This is a genomic window from Ensifer sp. ENS07 (assembly GCF_014852185.1).
In the GTDB taxonomy this organism is placed as follows: domain Bacteria; phylum Pseudomonadota; class Alphaproteobacteria; order Rhizobiales; family Rhizobiaceae; genus Ensifer; species Ensifer adhaerens.
In genome coordinates this window covers 628397-642239 of sequence record NZ_JACVBE010000001.1, presented here as the reverse complement: position 1 = coordinate 642239, position 13843 = coordinate 628397, and the positions used below count along the sequence as shown (strand labels likewise).

12 protein-coding genes are annotated in these 13843 nt (G+C 64.2%); 4 read left to right on the top strand and 8 right to left on the bottom strand.

All coding sequences use genetic code 11. From position 1 onward, the window contains the following. From IB277_RS03100 to IB277_RS03090, 3 genes are all read left to right on the top strand, one after another. Positions 1 to 540: a tyrosine phosphatase family protein gene (locus IB277_RS03100; RefSeq protein ID WP_034804033.1), complete on the top strand. Its 540-nt coding sequence runs from the start codon at positions 1 to 3 to the stop codon at positions 538 to 540. After that, on the top strand, positions 488 to 1510 hold the full coding sequence (locus IB277_RS03095; protein ID WP_034804035.1) for an NAD regulator: 1023 nt from the start codon (positions 488 to 490) through the stop codon (positions 1508 to 1510). Before IB277_RS03100 ends, IB277_RS03095 begins: the two co-directional genes overlap by 53 nt. Before the next feature lie 155 nt (positions 1511 to 1665). Further along, positions 1666 to 1911: a hypothetical protein gene (locus IB277_RS03090; RefSeq protein WP_077961811.1), complete on the top strand. Its 246-nt coding sequence runs from the start codon at positions 1666 to 1668 to the stop codon at positions 1909 to 1911. 132 nt (positions 1912 to 2043) lie between these two features. On the opposite strand, the gene nadC is transcribed toward IB277_RS03090, so the two are convergent. The 5 genes from nadC to IB277_RS03065 all read right to left on the bottom strand — a co-directional run bounded on the left by nadC (position 2044) and on the right by IB277_RS03065 (position 8112). Further along, positions 2044 to 2952 (bottom strand): carboxylating nicotinate-nucleotide diphosphorylase, encoded by a 909-nt coding sequence (gene nadC, locus IB277_RS03085; RefSeq protein ID WP_034804039.1) that lies wholly within the window; start codon positions 2950 to 2952, stop codon positions 2044 to 2046. A 49-nt stretch (positions 2953 to 3001) separates the two neighbouring features. Then, positions 3002 to 4600, bottom strand: coding sequence for an L-aspartate oxidase (locus IB277_RS03080; protein ID WP_034804041.1), 1599 nt, complete (start codon positions 4598 to 4600; stop codon positions 3002 to 3004). A 55-nt stretch (positions 4601 to 4655) separates the two neighbouring features. Continuing rightward, the gene (nadA, locus tag IB277_RS03075; RefSeq protein ID WP_034804309.1) at positions 4656 to 5735 is read right to left on the bottom strand and encodes a quinolinate synthase NadA; all 1080 of its coding nucleotides are present in this window, start codon (positions 5733 to 5735) and stop codon (positions 4656 to 4658) included. Between the two features lie 173 nt (positions 5736 to 5908). Beyond that, positions 5909 to 7147, bottom strand: coding sequence for an MFS transporter (locus IB277_RS03070; protein ID WP_034804045.1), 1239 nt, complete (start codon positions 7145 to 7147; stop codon positions 5909 to 5911). Positions 7148 to 7245: 98 nt separating this feature from the next. Further along, positions 7246 to 8112: an AraC family transcriptional regulator gene (locus IB277_RS03065; protein WP_090294623.1), complete on the bottom strand. Its 867-nt coding sequence runs from the start codon at positions 8110 to 8112 to the stop codon at positions 7246 to 7248. Positions 8113 to 8239: 127 nt separating this feature from the next. Here IB277_RS03065 and IB277_RS03060 point away from each other — a divergent pair, with 127 nt between their 5' ends. After that, on the top strand, positions 8240 to 9172 hold the full coding sequence (locus IB277_RS03060; RefSeq protein WP_090294625.1) for a phytanoyl-CoA dioxygenase family protein: 933 nt from the start codon (positions 8240 to 8242) through the stop codon (positions 9170 to 9172). 46 nt (positions 9173 to 9218) lie between these two features. Here IB277_RS03060 and IB277_RS03055 read toward each other — a convergent pair whose 3' ends face one another. From IB277_RS03055 to IB277_RS03045, 3 genes are all read right to left on the bottom strand, one after another. Further along, the gene (locus IB277_RS03055; protein ID WP_034804054.1) at positions 9219 to 10070 is read right to left on the bottom strand and encodes an MOSC domain-containing protein; all 852 of its coding nucleotides are present in this window, start codon (positions 10068 to 10070) and stop codon (positions 9219 to 9221) included. Positions 10071 to 10250: 180 nt separating this feature from the next. Next, on the bottom strand, positions 10251 to 10907 hold the full coding sequence (locus IB277_RS03050) for an HD domain-containing protein (RefSeq protein ID WP_034804057.1): 657 nt from the start codon (positions 10905 to 10907) through the stop codon (positions 10251 to 10253). A gap of 6 nt (positions 10908 to 10913) precedes the next feature. Then, positions 10914 to 13793, bottom strand: coding sequence for a DUF2339 domain-containing protein (locus tag IB277_RS03045; RefSeq protein ID WP_110818461.1), 2880 nt, complete (start codon positions 13791 to 13793; stop codon positions 10914 to 10916). Positions 13794 to 13843 lie beyond the last annotated feature (50 nt).

Sequence of the window (13843 nt, the reverse complement as noted above, 5' to 3'; positions counted from 1 at the left end):
ATGCCCGGCATCATCGTTTCTCCGCTTTCCCGCATTGCCGAAATGGCCGTCCGCCATGGCTGCACCGAGATGATCAGCCTCGTCGCCAAGGGCCAGGATTTCCATCGCCCCGGCGTCATCGCCAAGGCGCGACATCTGACGCTCGGCATGAACGACATCACCTTTGCCGGCACCGGCGACCTCATTGCGCCGCAGGAAGACCATGTCCGGCAGATCGTCGCCTTTGCGCGCGAATGGGACCGTGCACGGCCGCTCCTCGTTCATTGCTGGATGGGCGTCTCCCGTTCGCCGGCAGCCGCCCTCATCGCCGCGCTCGCGGCCGAGCCGGACCAGGACGACGCGGAGCTGGTGCAGCGGCTGCGCCGCGCCTCGCCCTATGCGACCCCCAACAGCCGGCTCGTCGAGATTGGCGACGGCGTGCTTGCGCGCAATGGAAGGCTGATCGCCGCCGTTCGCGCGATCGGTCGCGGCGCGGATGCCGACGGCAATGCGCCGTTCCTTCTGCCGCTTGCTTCCGAAGGAGCAGCCGTTGCCGATTGAGACGCAGCCGACAACGGTCGAGATCGGCCTCAATGCGGCGATCGTCGCCGTCGTCAACCGCAGCCCGCGCATCCTCGCCGTCAGCGAAAGTGACGGCGATGCGCGTGACAGCCTGCCCTTCGGCCCCTTCGATCCGGCGCTCCACCGGACCTTTGAGACGAGCCTGCGCGATCGCGTCGAAAAGCGTACGGCGCTGAAGCTCGGCTATATCGAACAGCTTTACACCTTCGGCGATCGCGGCCGTCAGCGGCTGCCGGGCGAAGAAGGCAAGCACATGGTCTCGGTCGGCTATCTGGCCCTGACGAGAACCGATGCCGAAAACACCGAGCGGCTGGCCGAAGCCGGCGCGCATTGGCGCGACTGGTACGGCTACCTGCCCTGGGAGGACTGGCGGCAGGGTCGCCCGGCGGTGCTGGACCAGGCGCTCCTGCCGGCACTTGCCCGCTGGGAAACAGGTGTGTCCGGTGACGACCGAGCCGCCCGGATTGCCGGGCGCCGGGCGCGCATTCGCCTGGCCTTCGGCCTCGGCGATTTTCCCTGGGACGAGGAACGCGTGCTGGAGCGCTATGAGCTCCTTTACGAGGCAGGGCTCGTGCCCGAGGCGGCCATCGACGGCCACGGTAATGGCAACGACGTTCTGACCGCCGGGCTGGCGATGCGCCATGACCATCGCCGCATCGTCGCCACGGCAATGGCGAGGCTGCGCGGCAAGATCAAGTACCGGCCGGTCGTCTTCGAACTGATGCCGCCCGAGTTCACGCTGACCGATCTGCAGGCAACCGTCGAAGCGATCTCCGGGCGCCACCTGCACAAGCAGAACTTCCGCCGCCTGGTCGAAGGGGCCGAACTGGTGGAGCCGACGGGGATGACGCTGTCTTCCACCGGTGGGCGGCCGGCCGCCCTCTTCCGCTTCCGCCGCCAGATCCTCGACGAGCGCCCTGCCCCGGGGCTCAAGGTCGGTGGGCGATGAGGGCAGTACCGCCCACCAAACGGTGGATCGGCACCTAAAAACATCCGACAGAACGCCCTACATGTGCGGGGATGATGCTATAATCGGTGCAGTGGGACGCGGCCGAACTTTCGCTGCCCGCAAACCATGCGGCGTTTACGACCGAGGTGACAACCATGCTGCTCGTCCTGACCCTGCTTACGTCGCTGCTCGGCACCTCGCCCCAATCGGGAACCGACGAAAAGCCGAAGATGCCCGACTACTTCAAGAACCAACAGGGCGGCGGCATGCAGCCGCAGACAACCATCTGCAATCTCAACAGCCAGGACCTGAACGGGCAGTTCCGGACCTGCCGCTACGACTGCGGCACGCAGATCACCGTCGGCGAACGTTTCTCCTGCCCGTTCATCATGCAGCGTTGACGTTCAAAACCTCGGTTAGCTTCTGAAAAGACGCAACTCCGGACGGAAAACCGCTTCGCACTTTTCCTGGAGTTGGCCTCTTTTGGGCGCAACTCCGGACGGAAAACCGCTTCGCACTTTTCCTGGAGTTGCTTACCTTTCGATCACCACATCAAGGCCGATGTCGAGCGTCGGGGCGGCCATGGTGATCTTCGAGGTCGAGATGTAGTCGACGCCGCTCTCGGCGATTGCCCGCACCGTATCGATCTTGACGTTGCCTGAAGCCTCCAACCGCGTCCGGCGGGCATCGACCGCATAGGCGTCGGCGGAGAGCTGCCAAAACGCGCGGTTGACCGCAACGGCCTCGCGGAGCAAGTCCGGCCCCATGTTGTCGAGCAGGATGACGTCGGGTTGGGCCGTCAGCGCCTCGCGCATCTGATCGAGGCCATCGACCTCGATCTCGATCTTGACGAGATGGCCGCAATAGGCACGCGCCGCATGGACGGCGCTGGCGACACCACCAGATACGGCAATGTGATTGTCCTTGATCAGCACGGCATCGTCGAGGCCGTAGCGATGATTGGAGCCACCGCCCAGACGCACCGCGTATTTTTCCAGCGCCCGCAGCCCAGGAATGGTCTTGCGGGTGCAACAGACCTTCGCACGCGTGTGGGCGATCTCGTCGGCGAATTTCGCCGTATAGCTTGCGATGCCCGAAAGGTGCATCAGGAAGTTCAGGCCGACACGTTCGGCCGACAGCAGCCCGCGGGCGCGACCGGAGATCCGGGCGATCGCCGTGCCCGGCGCGACCCGGTCACCATCCGCCACCAATGCCTCGAAGTGGATCGACGGATCGACCAGACGGAAGGCGGCACGCGCAAGCTCCAGCCCGGCAACAACACCCGCATCGCGCACGTTCATGCCGGCCTTTGCGGTCAGCTCCGGCCCGATGGTCGAGAGCGTGGTAATGTCGCCGGCGCGGCCGAGATCCTCGTTAAGTGCGGCACGCACCTGGTCCTCGATCATCAGTGCGGGAAGTTCGGGGCGGAGGGCTGCGGTCATCTGCTTTTTCGTCCTTGAGTGTCGGTCCATGCAAGCGGCGCGCGTGAAATCACGCCGCTTCCGTCTCCGCCAGTTCGCTCGCCAGGCGGTTGGCGTCGGCGAGCGTCAGATAGGTGCGGCGGCGCCATTCCGGCTGTTCCTGTGGGCAATCGGCGCGGAAGTGACCGCCGCGGCTTTCCGTGCGCCGCAGCGCGCCGACGGCGATCAACTTGGCCGTGGTAATAATGTTGGTGAAGCGCATGCGGGTGTTGTCGCGCTCGAGCTGTGCGATCTCGCGGATCGCCTTTACCAGGCTCTCGCGGGTTCGGATCACGCCGACGCAATCGCTCATCACCTGGCGCAGGATCTTCAGTTGCGGGCTGTCTTCGACGGTCACCGGATCGTCGTTCTCGCCGGCATTATCGCCCCATTCGGTAAGCTGCGGCGTCGGCAGCGTGCCCTTGATGTTTTCGGCGATGCGGGCGGCAAAGACGACGGCTTCGAGCAGCGAGTTGGAGGCGAGCCGGTTGGCGCCGTGCACGCCGGTGGAGGTCACTTCTCCAGCAGCCCAGAGACCATCGATCGAGGTGCGACCTTCGGCATCGGTGAGCACGCCACCCATGTGATAGTGAACCGCCGGCACGACCGGGATGGCTTGCGTCACCGGATCGATGCCGGCCGCCATGCAAGAGGCATAGACCGTCGGGAACATCTCGGGGAAATGCTTGCCCACAGCCTTGGTGCAATCGAGGAACGCGCCGCGGCCGGCCTGGACCTCGGCAAAGACACCACGCGAAACGATGTCGCGCGGCGCAAGCTCGCCGTCCGGGTGGATATCGAGCATGAAGCGATGGCCGGCGGCGTTCAGAAGCTGGGCGCCATCACCGCGCAGCGCCTCGGTCGCGAGCGGCGCCGGATCCTTGCCGATGTTGATCGCCGTCGGGTGGAACTGCACGAATTCCGGATCGGCGATGATCGCGCCGGCGCGGGCGGCCATGCCGAGCCCCTGCCCGCACGCTTCCCACGGGTTGGTCGTGACAGCATAGAGATGACCGATTCCACCGGAGCAGAGCACGACGGCACGGGCCGGGAAAGCCACACGCTTCTTCGACTGGCCGGCATCGGGCCGGGCGATGACGCCGGAGATGAACCGGCCTTCGCGCACGAGTTCCTCGACTACATAGCCTTCGATCACGCGGATCGAAGGCGTCCGGCGGACGGCGGCAATCAGCGCTTCCATGATCGCCTTGCCGGCCATGTCGCCCTTGACGCGGACGATGCGTCGCTCGGAATGGGCCGCCTCACGCGAGAGCAGCAGCTTGCCTTCGAGATCGCGATCGAAGGGCACGCCGTATTCGAGCAGATCGTGAATGCGCGCCGGGCCTTCGGCCACCATCATGCGCGTCATCTTCTCGTCGACGATGCCGGCACCGGCGGCCAACGTGTCAGCGACATGTTTCTCGAAGGTGTCGCCGGGGCTCATGGCTGCGGCGATGCCGCCTTGAGCCCAGGCCGACGAGGCGCCGTGGCCGATCGGGGCTGCGGCAAGGATCGTCACCGGTCTCGGGCTCAGTTTCAGCGCGCAGAAGAGGCCGGCCAGGCCGCCACCGACGATGACGATATCGTCAATCCCGTTGAAGGATTGCGGGCGGAAATGGTCGGTCAGCATGATTCATTCTCCTCCAATGCGCATGCCTGCATCCGGTATGACCCGGCGGAAATTGTTACTGCTTGAGGTTCACCATGCGCTCGACCGCAAGGCGGGCGCGATCGGCGATATCAGGATCGACGAGAACCTCCTCCGTCATGGTCAGCAGGCTGTCGAGGATCTTCGGCAGCGTGATGCGCTTCATGTGCGGACAGAGGTTGCACGGCTTGACGAACTCGACGCCTTCGATCTCGGCCTGGATGTTCGACGCCATCGAGCACTCGGTAACGAGCAGCACCTTCGACGGGCGATTGTCCTTGACGTAGTTGATCATGCCGGAGGTCGAGCCGGCGAAGTCGCAGACGGCGATTACGTCCGGGTGGCATTCCGGATGACCGATGATCTCGATACCCGGATTGGCTTCCTTGTAGGCGAGCAACTCGGCGGCGGTGAAGCGCTCGTGCACCTCGCAGTGGCCCTTCCAGGTCAGGATCTTCTTGTTGGTCTGGCGCGCGACGTTCATCGCCAGGTATTCGTCGGGAATGCAGAGAACCGTGTCGGATTCCAGGCTCTCGACGACATCGAGCACGTTCGACGAGGTGCAGCAGATGTCGGTCTCGGCTTTCACGTCGGCAGACGTGTTGACGTAGGTGACGACGGGAACGCCGGGGTAGCGCTGCTTCAGCAGGCGGACATCGGCGCCGGTGATCGATTCCGACAGCGAGCAGCCTGCCTTGGCGTCGGGGATCAGCACGGTCTTTTCCGGACTCAGCAACTTCGACGTTTCGGCCATGAAGTGCACGCCGCACTGGATGATGATTTCCGCATCGACTTTGGCAGCATCGCGCGCGAGCTGCAGCGAGTCGCCGACGATGTCGGCGACACAGTGGAAGATGTCCGGCGTCTGATAGTTATGCGCGAGGATGACCGCGTTACGCTCCTTCTTCAGCCGGTTGATGGCGTGCACATAGGGCGCGTAGACCGGCCACTCGATCGCCGGGATGAAATCCTTGACCTTCTCGTAGAGATGCTCGGTTTCGCGCGCGATCGCCGGCGTAAAGGCGAGCTCGGGCCTTTCGATGATGCCGAAGCGCTCAGCGGCGCTGACAAAAACCGGTTTCGCCACGGCCGCGGTGCGGGGTGCAAGGCGCGTCATCGACATCTCCTCTCCGCCCCTCTTCCTGGGCGGGTTTTCAATTATGCTCACTCTGAGCATAATTGAACCAAAACAAAAGCGGCAAAGCCGCATGGGTTGATTTAGAAAGTTTTGTGACAGAATTCAAGAATAGAAGCGCCGCTTTTCGCGGCGCTTCTGATTTTGGTTCGCGATCAGGCCATCGCCGGCCGTGCCACGCCCTTCTCCTCGATCGGCCAGTGGACGATTGCAGCGAAGACGCCGAGGGCTACACCGAGCCACCACACCGGATCGTAGGAACCGAAGTGGTCGTAGAGGTAGCCGCCCATCCACACACCCAGGAATGAGCCGACCTGGTGCGACAGGAAGACGATGCCGCCGAGCAGGCCGAGGTGGCGCGTACCGAACATGATCGCGACCAGCGCATTGGTCGGCGGCACGGTCGAAAGCCAGAGCAGGCCCATAACGATGGCAAAGACGATGACCGAGGTCGGCGTCTGCGGCAGCAGCAGGAAGGCCGTCACCGCCACCGACCGCGCGATATAGATCAGCGCCAGGAAATAGGGTTTCGAGTAGCGCTGGGCGATGAAGCCCGCCGACAGAGAACCGATGATGTTGAAGAAGCCGATGAGTGCCAGCGCGATCACCGCATAGCGCGCGTCGATGCCGATATCGCCTATGTAAGCCGGGAAGTGCGCGGTGATGAAGGCAACCTGGTAGCCGCAAACGAAGAAGCCGGAAACCAGCAGCAGGTAGCTCTTGTGGCCAAGTGCCTCCTTCAGCGCCTCGCCGATCGACTGCTTGAATTGCGCCTCGCTCTGGCGGCCGGAGGACGCGTTGCCGCGCAGCGGGATCGCGAAGAACGGCACCACCAGCATGAGGACACCGAGATAGACCAGGCTGTCCGACCAGCCATAGGCCGAGATCAGCCCCTGGCTCAGGGGCGCGAACAGGAACATGCCGGCCGAGCCCGCCGCCGTGCAGATGCCGAAGGCGAGCGACCGTTGATGCGGCGTGACGTTGCGGGCAAAGGCGGAGAGCAGGATGCCGAAGGAGCCGGAGCCCACCGCCATGCCGACGAGCACGCCGCCGCCGATGTGCAGCCAGATCGGCGCGTTGGCGAAGGCCATGATGAAGAGCCCTGCAGCGTAGAGAAGGCCCGACATGGCGAGCACGCGCCACGTTCCGAACTTGTCCGCGATCGCGCCGAAGAAGGGCTGGCTCAGGCCCCAGCAGAGGTTCTGCAATGCCATGGCAAGGCCGAAGGTCGTCCTGTCCCAGCCCGTATCGGCGAGCATCGGCAGCTGGAAGAAGCCCATCGCCGAGCGCGGGCCGAAGGTGAGCATCGCAACGACCGAGCCGGCCGCAATGATCAGCCAGGGCATCTCCTGACGGGCACTGGACGGCGCGGATGCTCCGGAAACAGCGGACATGGAATCTCTCCGATTGATGGAGCGCGATCCTAGGCGGCTGCTAAAACAGATAAAAGCCAATTAAATTGACGCCGCAATCACCGGAATTGATGCCTTGATCAAGCGGCGCTGCGGAACCGGTCGCGAAACGCTCTCGGCGTCATGCCCTTGGCCGCCTTGAACTGGCGATTGAAGTTGGCAAGCGAACGATAGCCGACGGCATCGGCGACATGAGCGATCGAACGCGCCGAACCACTGAGCAGCGCGCAGGCCTCGCCGATCCGCAGGCGCATCAGATATTCCGAGACCGGCATGTTGAGGTGGCGCAGGAACAGGCGGTGCAGGCCGGAAAGGCTGAGCGCGGCCAGATCCGCGAGTTCGTCCATCGACGGGTTTTCGGCGTAATGCAGGTGGATATGGTCGAGCACCCGGTCGAGGCGGCCGCGGTCGACCGATCGGCCTGATGGCGTGACGACCCGGCTCGACAGTGGTGTTACCGCCTGCTCGCGCGCCAGGATCGTCAGCATCGACAGGACGTCCGGCAGGCGCTCCTCCGGCGCCAACCGGCGCAACCCTTCGAACAGCGGCCGCACGCGGGTGGCCACTTCCGGCGTGAACTGCAACCCTGGAGCCGAACGCTCGAACATCGCCTTGACGCCGGCGAGTTCGACGAAGCCTTCCTCCACGCGCTCCACCCATTCCGGATGGAACCAGAGCACCAGCGCCACGTGCGGTTCGGCCTCGTCGACCTTGCCGGCGGAGTGCCAGGTGTGCGGCAAGTTGGAGCCGACCAGCACGAGATCGCCGTCCTCATAGGCACCGATATGGTCTCCGATGAAGCGCTGGCCGCGCGAGTTGAGCGTCAGCGTCAGTTCGAACTCGGGATGATGGTGCCATTGGAACGGGATGGCATCGTCGAGCCGGCGGTCTAGCAAGATTGATGAGGCATTGGTCGGCCTCGAGATCTTCTGCAAAACAGCCTTCATGTTGCACCATTCTATCCTCAGAAGCCAGAATAGTATCAATGTAGGCAGGCTGCGTGCAACAGCGGCACCGTTGAAAGGGCTAGGTTTTCTCCATCACCAATCAAACCTGCCAGGCGAGGAGATCCACATGCAGCCACTCAGAGACAGTCACCCGACGGCGGCCCATCTCGATATTCAACTGAAGGACATCCGGAAGCGGCTGCCTCTGCGCGTGCTTTCGGAAGCGGACTGGCAGCACTGGATCACCAAGGGCTACGTCATCGTCCGTCAGGCGGTACCGGCGACCAATGTCGAGCGGCTCGTCGAGTTGCTCTGGCGCTTCGACGAAAAGGATCCGGTCGACCCTTCGACCTGGTATGCGCCGCAGCGACGCGAGCACAAGATGAAGGAACTCAACAACACCGGCATGCTGGAGATCTACAATCACCAGTATCTCTGGGACAACCGCCAGGAGCCGCGCATCTACGGCGCCTTCGTCGACATCTGGGACCGCGAAGACCTGTGGGTGACGATCGACCGCGCCAACCTCAACCCACCGAAGAAGGTCAAGGGCAATCCCAACGGCTTCATACATTGGGACGTCGACACCTCAATCCGGCCGCTGCCGATCGGCGTTCAGGGCGTGCTCAGCCTCAAGAAGCAGGACGGCGACGTCGGCGGCTTCCAATGCGTGCCGGAACTGTTCGAAAACTTCGAAAGCTGGGAGAAGACTCAAAGCGCCGACCGCGACCCGATGCACCCCGACATGACCGGTCTTTCGACCGTCAACATCGAGATGGAGGCCGGCGACCTGATGATCTTCAACAGCCTGCTGGCCCACGGCGTGCGGCCCAATCATTCCGATGGCCGCGTGCGCATGGCGCAGTACATTTCGATGCATCCGGCAGAATGGGGCAATGTCGCCGAGCGCGAGGAACGGGTGCGCCTGTGGCGCGAGCTCGACCATCCGAAGCGCGACGCCTTTCCCGGCGACCCGCGCGAATGGGAAAAGCACAACGCCTCCCCCGCCAGCCTTTCGGATCTGGGCGCCAAGCTTCTCGGTATCACGCCCTGGGCTTGATACCGAGAAACGCGTGAGATCGTTTCCGTCCGGAATTGCTTCTGAACTAAGCCGAAGCACGCACCTTCATCGGCCAGCGCTCGCCGCGTCGGCCGATGATCTTGACCTCATCGCCGAGCTTCACGGTGCCTTCGCTGCGCGGCACCGCATTCCAGCCGAAGAGCACGCCGGTCACGCGGCGGTCGGCCGACATGCGCTTCTCCGCCAACCCCTGGATCGGATTGCCGCCGATGCGCTCGCCGGTGATCTGGTCCTGGGTCGTCATGATGCAGCGCGAGCAGGGTTTGACGAGATCGAAGCGGATGCCGCCGATCTCGACGCTCTCCCAGAAATCCTCCTCCCAGGCTTCATCGCAGTCGACGAGGATGTTGGTGCGGAACCGTTCCATGCCGACCGGTTCCTGGCCCTTTTCGGCGAGCGTCCGGTTGAGATCGGCAAGCGAACCCGTGGTCGTGATCAGGATCGGAAAGCCATCGGCAAAGCCGACGGGTGCGGCCGCTCCTGCCCATTCGGCGCCGACGAGCCGTTCGGCCGAGGCGTCCATATGGGCGAGCCTGACCGGGCGGCCGAACCATGAAGAGAGAACCTCGTCCGTCGTTTCATCCGACACGGCGGCATCGACCTCGCTGCCCCAAACGACGACGTTCAGACGACGGTCCGGATCGAAGCGGACGGAGATCTCCCGCTCACCCATCCTCAGGTGCACGCCGCCATCGATGTGGCTCGCCTCAACCTGCGCCAATGTCTGCAGTTCGCGCTGGGTGATAAAGCGCCCATCCGGCTGGATCAGCATGAAACGCCGGTCACCCTCGACGCCGTCGAGATTGACCGAGACCGTCTCGCGGGCAATCGCGCGACCGCTCTTCAGCGGATGAATATTGAGGCCGGTCACCTTCATGGACAGTTCCTTCCATCTTCAAAAACTGATTCAAGCGCCTGACGATCCGATTCACCGGGCGGCTGCAATCCGTTGAAAGGCCTAGATCATTTCTCGGTTTGATGGAAACGGAGAAATGTTCCGGTGCAATCGGCGCGGCACAATCGCTCGCAGAAAAGCGCCCCACGCCCTTCCCGGCAACTAGATTTCATCCAGCATCATGGCGAGCACGTCGCGTAGCCGCTGCTCACGCTCGTGAGCCAGACGGCGGCCGGCCTCGGTCTTGAACCCGTCAGCGAGCCGGAAGAGCTTGGTCTCGAAATGATCGATGGCGAAGGCCTTGTCATCGAGCGCCCGCGCCTCAGCCAACGGATCGAGCGGGTCGTAAAGGCCGCTGCCCATGCGCCCGGCGATGTAGAAGCAGCGGGCAGCGCCGACCATGCCGATCGCATCCAGCCGATCGGCATCCTGAAGGATCTTCGCCTCCAGGGTTTCCGGCGGGATGTTCGCCGAGAAGCTGTGCGTCAGGATGGCGTGCGCCACCGCGGCAATCTCATCCGTGCCCCAACCGAGATCTTTCAGAATGCCCGTCGCCTTTTCGGCCGCCAGTCGTGATGCCTGCGTGCGCAGGGGCGAGTTCTTCTCGACCGAGACGCAGTCATGCAGCAGCACCGCGGCGGCGAGCAAACGCGCCTCACTGCCCTCCTCCGCCTGGATGCGGGCGGCATTCTTCCAGACACGGATCAGATGTGCGGCATCGTGCGAGCCGTCATCGGCGGCGAAGGCATGCGGCAGCAACGCCGCCGCAAGTTCCTCATGCGGCGCGAAGGCGGCCGCGAGTTTCGAAATCTCTGTCATGATGTCCTATTGCTGTTCGGCAGGCTTTGCCGGCGCCGTCGGTGCAGCGCCGACGCCGGACAAGATCTTCTGGTAGAAGAGCCCTATCCCGATCAATACCCCGCCAAGGCCGATGAAGGACAGAGCCCGCAGGAAACCTTCGAGGTTGGACATGTCGATCAGGAACACCTTCAGCACGGCAACGAAGACCAGAACGGCCGACGCGATGCGGATGCTCTTGGCATGGAAGCGCGAGCCGAGCACCAGCAGCAGCACGCCGAGCAGCAGCCAGACGACCGAATAGGTGTAGGTCTCGCCCTGCAGAAAACCCTTCCAGTCCGCGATGTTTTCCCCCTGCCAGACACGGCGGACCGTGAGGCTCGCCCAGGCGAAAGCAAGCACCGCGCCGCTGACCGCAAGTGCCATGACATAGGGCAAGGGCCGCTTGTCGCGTGCATACCAGGCGAGCCCCGCATAGCCGAGCCCCGGTAACAGATAACCGATCAACAGCAGGTCGAAGAACGGGATACGCCCCAGCAGTTCGCCGCTGAAATAGGGGTTGAGGCCGAGGAGATGCGCCGAAAGCACCGACAGCATCGAGAGCACGCCGAGGCCCATGCCGCCGTAGCGGAAGACCGGGCTCGGTGATTTCATGTCGAGGCTCATGAAGATCGCCGAGGCGCCGATTGCCAGCAGCGTGTAGATCGACTGCTCGCCGAGGGTCGGCACCGCGCTGTCGAGCACGCCGCCGTTCATCGCATGGCGCACCAGGATCGCGAGCGTCAACAGCACGAAAAGGCTGGCAAGCGCCTGCAGCAGGTTGCGCACGCGCGTGCCTGGCCAGGATCTCAGGAAATAGGCGGAGCCTGCAAGCAGCACGGCGGGAATGCCGTAGCCCGGCAGCAGCGCATTGAAGACGGGCGTAGTGCCGAGATTGCCGGCACCGACGATCGTCGGCTCCCAGGCGATGCGCCCGAGTACGACGACGGCCGCTGCACCAGTCATCCACGGAAGAATCGGCCAGGTGCGGATCCGCGTGGCGAGCGCATAGGCCGTTCCAAGCACGGCGATCGCAAGCGTCGTGACCAGCCCATCCGTCCAGGCGTGGAGGGCAAGCACGAGAAAGGTGAAGGAGCCGGCCACCAGCAAGCCGGCCGCCGTATCGCGCGCCATCGCCTCGCTTTCGCGGCGGTAGAGCCAGTCCGCAAGTGCCAGCAGCGCCGCCCCGGCGACGAGTGAGAACAGGCCGTGCGGCAGGTCGAAGGAATAGTTGCCGGTCATCAGGAACGACATCGCGACGAGCGCGACCGGAACGACCGCGGCGATGCCCGCCCAGAGTGTCGAATATTGCGGATGGGCGACGAGCCGGCGCGACAGCACGAAACCGCCGAGTGCGACGAACAGCGCCGCAAGCAGCATTGCGGTGATCATCGCGGTGCGCCCGGGCAGGACGACTGCCGGAAGAGCGTCGGCCAGCGAGGGATCGAGATAGGCGAGCACGCCGCTCAGCGCCGTCAGGCTCCAGACGCCAGCAACAGCGCCGACCGCTGAAAGCACGGCGGGATAGACTGCCGTTGTCCGCCAGGCGCCCAACGCCGCCAGCGCCGCAACGACAACCGCAAACTCCGCCACCGGAAAGCGGACCGCATAGACTGCTGGGCTGATGAGGAGGAGCGCAAGCATGGTGACGACGATCGCGGCCGAAATGGAGATTGCCGCGTGCGGTGGAACGAACAGGCGTTCCCATGGCCCGACGACGGCCCGGGGTCGGGTTGTCGCTTCGGTCGACTCCGGCATTTCGGACCCTTCAGTCGCATCACGCATTTCGCGCGCTTCTGCCACTGGCTCCCGTTCGATGGCGGCCGGCCAGATAAGCCCGATGCCGGCGATCATCACGAGTAGGATGAAAGCGACCGGCCGTGCTTCGAAGGGCGATGCCGCAGCGACATAGGCAAGGCCCCAGAGCCCTATGCCAACATTGGCAAGCGTCGGCACTACGGTCCATTGGCGCAGCCGCGATGCAAGCAGGGTCGCGAGCCAAACGATCGTGAGGAAGCCGAAAAGAACCCAGGGGCGCGGTTCGTTGCTCGAAACCAGCGCCGGCGTGATCAGCGAGGCAAGCAGGCCGAGGCCAGCGAGCGCCTGCCCATGCAGCAGCGACAGGCCGACGGTGGCGAGCGAAATCGCCGCCAGGAGAACGAAGGCCGTGCCCGTGCCGATATATTCGTAGATGCCATAGGCGGCATAGGCGACCCCGAAGAGGGTGACGGCACCGGCCGCCGTCAGGATGCCGGGGATCATGGCGTTCTGGAATTCGTTGGCGATCACGGGCACCGCGCGCCGACGGATGACCTCGCCCGCCGCCATCAGCAGGAGGCCGAACAAGGCAGCAAGCGTCAGGCGAACCGCCGGGCTCAACAGCCCCGCATCGATTGAATACTTGACCATGAAGACGCCGCCGAGCGCCAACGCGATGCCGCCAACCCAGACGGCCCAACGGGCGCCGAGGCGGCTTTCCAGGCTTTCGGTCTGACGGGGTACGGTTGCGACCGGCTGCGGTGCTTCCGTGCCGGCAGCGATCGTCTCCTCGCCCTCGATTTTGGCCGCGGCTCCTTCCGCATCGCCGAAAATCCGCGCGCCCTCGCGCGCACTGGCCGAGAAGGCGGCAGCGGCATCGTCCAGCGTCTCTGGCTCCGGCGTCTCCGACATGGCCGGCAACTCGTCCGCAGCCGCAATCGCCTCGGTCGCCGTTTCAGCCGGGGCGCCTCCCCCCGGAGCGGCCTTCAGCGCCACGACCTCCGCCTTGAGGGCGGCCAGTTCGGTACCAAGACGCTCGGTCGTCCTGCGGTTGCCGAGATAGGCGGACAGGGCCAGAATAAAGGCAGCTAAAGCAATAAGTTCGAACATACTTTCCCCTGGCAGTCGCAATCGCCGGCGCGCGCAACCATACAGACTTT